Annotated in this window: 5 protein-coding genes; all 5 read left to right on the top strand. The window is 41.0% G+C overall.

Features of this window, described 5'->3' with window-relative positions; all coding sequences use genetic code 11:
* Positions 1-113 precede the first annotated feature (113 nt).
* The 5 genes from N6G83_RS53930 (at position 114) to N6G83_RS53910 (ending at position 4,208) form a co-directional block, all read left to right on the top strand.
* Positions 114-815: a GntR family transcriptional regulator gene (locus tag N6G83_RS53930; RefSeq protein WP_211136849.1), complete on the top strand. Its 702-nt coding sequence runs from the start codon at positions 114-116 to the stop codon at positions 813-815.
* Positions 816-856: 41 nt separating this feature from the next.
* Positions 857-1,162 carry a PTS sugar transporter subunit IIB gene (locus N6G83_RS53925; protein WP_211136848.1) on the top strand — a complete coding sequence of 102 codons (306 nt, stop codon included), beginning with the start codon at positions 857-859 and terminating at the stop codon, positions 1,160-1,162.
* 98 nt (positions 1,163-1,260) lie between these two features.
* Positions 1,261-2,553: a PTS sugar transporter subunit IIC gene (locus tag N6G83_RS53920; RefSeq protein ID WP_188470744.1), complete on the top strand. Its 1,293-nt coding sequence runs from the start codon at positions 1,261-1,263 to the stop codon at positions 2,551-2,553.
* Positions 2,554-2,584: 31 nt separating this feature from the next.
* Positions 2,585-2,920 carry a PTS lactose/cellobiose transporter subunit IIA gene (locus N6G83_RS53915; protein WP_248006702.1) on the top strand — a complete coding sequence of 112 codons (336 nt, stop codon included), beginning with the start codon at positions 2,585-2,587 and terminating at the stop codon, positions 2,918-2,920.
* Entirely contained in the window at positions 2,913-4,208 is a 1,296-nt protein-coding gene (locus N6G83_RS53910; RefSeq protein ID WP_211136792.1) for a 6-phospho-beta-glucosidase, read from the top strand. Before N6G83_RS53915 ends, N6G83_RS53910 begins: the two co-directional genes overlap by 8 nt.
* Positions 4,209-4,588 lie beyond the last annotated feature (380 nt).

Below are 4,588 nucleotides of genomic sequence, written 5' to 3'. Positions count from 1 at the left end.
AGTTGGGTGTGATAACGGTCACAAAATAACAAACTCATGGGTATACTAATGGTATACATGATGGCGTGATATGTATACGATATGTACATTCATGAATATGTACAAGAGTTGCTATGAAGCCTGTTTATATCAGTATTGCGGATGATCTCGTCTATAAAATTAATGAAGGTTTTTATTCGGAAGGAGACATGCTTCCCCCCGAAGTGGCGTTGTGTGAGATCTATAACGTAAGCAGGATGACGCTACGTAAGTCGTTGGCTTTACTGATGGAGCAGGACCTGTTGGTAAGAGTCAAAGGGTCAGGCACTTATGTTAAAAAGAATAAATCAGCGATTCATGGCGCCGCTGAGTTAACCGGTTTTCAGCAAGAGATTAAGCAACAAGGAAAAGAGGTCACGACCAAAGTCATCACATTTGAGGTCATTCATCCAGATGCCGTCGCCGGTGAGCGGCTTAGCCTGGCACCTACAGATCAGGTATTTCATATTGAGCGCATCAGGTATATCAATAATGAGCCTGAGATTTTTGAAAGAACGTATATGCCAGTCAATATGTTTTCGGACCTGACCGTCGAGATTATGTCAGGCTCAAAATATAGCTATGTTCGTTCGAAAGGAATGCATATTTATGGGAATAAACAAATTGTGTCCGTTGAACTCGCTGATAAAAAACTAAGTAAAATGCTTGATGTTAAAATCAACCACCCACTGTTGAAAGTTATTTCAATTGGGGAGTATGAAGAGGGGAAAGCATTTGAGTATAGCATCAATATTTTCCGGTTAAACCAATACAGTTTTGAATTTTATGCACGATGAAAAAACATTCGCAATATAATCACGTTCAATGAGAGGATGTTATGACGACTAAAATTTTTTTATGTTGTGCTGCAGGTATGTCGACATCAATGGTTGTTAATAAAATGAGGAAGGTGGTCACAGAGAAAAATCTTGATGTAGAAATTGAAGCCTATTCAATTTCTGAATTTGAAGATGTGCTACCACGTTATGATATTTGCATGGTGGCTCCCCAGGTCAGTTACAAATTCAAGGATTTCAAAAAGCGATGCGATGAGTCAAATAAGCCGTGTTATAAAATAGAAATGAAAGATTATGGAATGCTTAATGGCGAAGCCATCCTAAATCAAGCCTTGTCAAAAAATTAATCACCATGTTTTAGAATAAAAAAGAAAGATTGCGGCATGCTTAATAGAAAAGCAGGCCTAAATCGGGACCTGTCAAAAATCTACTTATCAGGTGTCTTATGAAAAACAAATTATTCTATTTTTTGGAAGAGCATCTTGCACCTTTTGCTGGCAGAATTGGGGCCCAGCGACATGTTATGGCAATTAGGGATGCTTTCATTGGTGCGATCCCTTTTATTATTGTGGGTTCCTTTGCACTGGTTATTGCGTACCCTCCATTCTCAAAGCAAACTGTGAATTTTTGGACTGTATTTGCAACTAAATATCATAATGAAATTATGGCCCCGTATAATTATACTATGGCTATGATGGCATTATGGGTCGTCACTGGGCTCGGTTATCACTTAGCCAAAAACTACCGTAAGCTTAACCCATTTCTTGCGGGCCTCTTATCACTGGTCACCTTTTTAATGCTTTCAGCCCCCATGACTGATGGAGCGTTACCTATAAAAAACATGGGGGGAACGGGGATTTTTACAGCAATGATCATCGGGATTTTTATTCCTGAAATGATGCAATTTTTAATAAAAAACAACATTGGATTGAAATTACCAGAGCAAGTCCCCGATAAAATCAGGCAATCTTTTGACTTACTGATTCCAATAGCCTTAGTGATGATTGTTGTATATCCCCTGAGTGTGTTTATTTACCAGAAAACGGGGATGATCATTCCTGAGTTAATCATGCAGGCATTCAAACCGCTCATTTCTGCTTCTGACAGTCTGTGGGCCGTACTGATGATCACGCTCATTGCTCAGGTGCTATGGTGGGCTGGTGTTCATGGGGCAACGATTGCGAGCGGAGTTATCGCCCCATTTGTTTTATCAAACTTAGCGGTGAACCAGCAAGCTCTCGCCGCAGGCGTTCCAGGGAAAGAACTACCTACAATTTTTGCTCAGCCATTCATTGATTTTTTTATTCAGCTGGGGGGATCAGGAGCGACCTTTGGGTTAGTCCTACTGTTCTTGCGGTCACGCTCATTACATTTAAAATCAATTGGAAAATTATCATTAATCCCAGGATGTTTTAACATAAATGAGCCGGTAGTATTTGGTACGCCAATTGTTCTCAACCCTTTGTTTTTCATTCCATGGGTCGTGGCGCCTCTCGTTTGCGGTACTGTGACATGGTTTGCATTTAAACTTGAGCTACTCCATCGAATCGTGATTATTCCGCCATGGACGACTCCAGCACCGATTGGTGCCATGTGGTCAACAAACTGGTCAATTCAGGCTCTGGTCATTGTTGCGATTAACTTTACACTTGCCACCATTATTTATTTCCCCTTCTTTAAGATATATGAAAGATCATTATTAAAAGAAGAGTCGGAACAGCACCTTCGAACTGAATAATTTAATGTAAACAACAGATATAGGTTTAATTATGGAATCTCATTCTCTTCTTGATGAAGAATATTTAATGAATTTGCTTTGCCAGGCCGGTGCGGGAAAAAGCGCGGCGATGAATGCTATTTATAAAGCCCGCGAGGGATGTTATGCCGAAGCACTTCATCAGTTACAGATCTCTGATGAAATATTTAAAGAAGTCCATAAATGCCAGACAGAGTTAATTGGTTTAGATGAAGGTAAAGGCAAAGTTACGATGACTCTGATTTTAACCCACATCCAAGATCATATTATGAACGGTATGTTATGCAAAGAAATGGCAACTGAAATTGTTGAGTTGTATCGTCAATGTAAGGAGAAACAAAATGCTTAAAATCGCAATTATTGGTGGTGGTTCCAGCTATACTCCGGAAATAGTGGAGGGCTTCATCAAGCGGTATCACGAACTGCCTATTACTGATATCGTCCTCTATGACATTGAAGAAGGCCGCTATAAAGTTGAAACTGTTGGTGCGCTAGCCATCCGAATGATTCAAAAGGCTGGCTTGCCTATTAATCTCACGATAACATTTAACCGCGCCGAGGCGTTAGAGGGCGCATCGTTTGTGTGCTCTCAAATGCGGGTGGGCATGATCCCTGCACGAATTAAAGACGAACGCCTTGGACATAAATATGGAATGATTGGCCAGGAGACCAATGGCATCGGCGGGTTTGCAAAAGCCATGCGCACCATTCCGGTTACGCTGGATCTTTGTCGGGATATTGAAGCAATATGCCCGGATGCCTGGCTGATTAACTTTACTAATCCATCAGGTATCATTACTGAAACAGTATTAAAGCATACTAACGTTAAAGTGATTGGTTTATGCAATGTCCCTGTGATTACTCAATACGGCATTGAGGAACTGCTTGGGAAAAAGGTTCAGATCCAGTTTGCAGGCCTAAACCATTTTATCCATGCATTCCACATTTGGGATCATCTTGGGAAAGACCATATTAAAGACGTCATTGATAGAATGTGTTCAGGGGATGACTTTGAACTGCCGAAAAACCTTGGCAAGGTAACATGGGTACCCGAGCAACTGAAACAACTTGGTGCAATTCCATGTGGCTATCATCAGTACTACTATATGCAGGATGAGGCTGAACATAAGGAGATGGATGCGAAAGACTTCATAACGCGTGGCGAAGAAGTCCAAGCGATCGAAAAAGAACTGTTCAAATTATATGAGGATGTTAATCTCGCGATTAAGCCTAAACAGCTTGAGGAGCGGGGCGGTGCTTACTATTCTGATGCGGCATGTGAATTGATTAATAGCATCTATAATAATAAAGGTATCCTCATGCACGTCAATACGCGCAATAACGGTACGATTTCTGAGTTGCCATCAGATTGTGCGATTGAAGTCACCTCGCTGATTACCGCGTCGGGGGCACACCCATTAAATATTCCTGCCATTGAAAATCCGGCAATCCGTGGAACATTACAGCTCCAAAAAGCCTTTGAAGAATTAACCGTTAAGGCAGGGGTTGAAGGCGATTATGGCGCTGCCCTGCAGGCATTAACCATTAACCCGCTGGTAAGAAAAGGGCATATTACTAAACAGATTCTGGATGAAATGATTGAGATCAACAAAGCGTACCTCCCTCAATTTAAATAAATAAACAAACGACTAGAATACAGCTTCATATAAAATAGCCTGCTCACACTTATTGGAAAGTTCTGCGGGATAGACTGACGTCTTTTTTAGACATCAATTATCTATCACATTCAACAATGAAGGAGAATGTGTATATTGCAATTTCATATCATGAGAGGTTGAATATTCAGGTTTTCACATTAGCGAATGTTAGCAGGAATTAAAGCTGCGACGTAAAAGGCTTGAGGGTTAAAAAGTGTGATCACAGGTGTGAATATATTAAGAGCACCGTTTGTTGAAAAAACCGGGCAACTCAGGTTCCCGGGTTTTTTATGCAGCTCCGATTTATTCAACAAAGCCCTCGATCGCCTGAAAAATAGATGTCGACGCCAGAAGCAAAG

It is taken from the genome of Serratia sp. PL7, from assembly GCF_945957435.1.
Note: the sequence above shows the minus strand (reverse complement) of the source record. Positions and strands in the feature narration are given on the sequence as shown.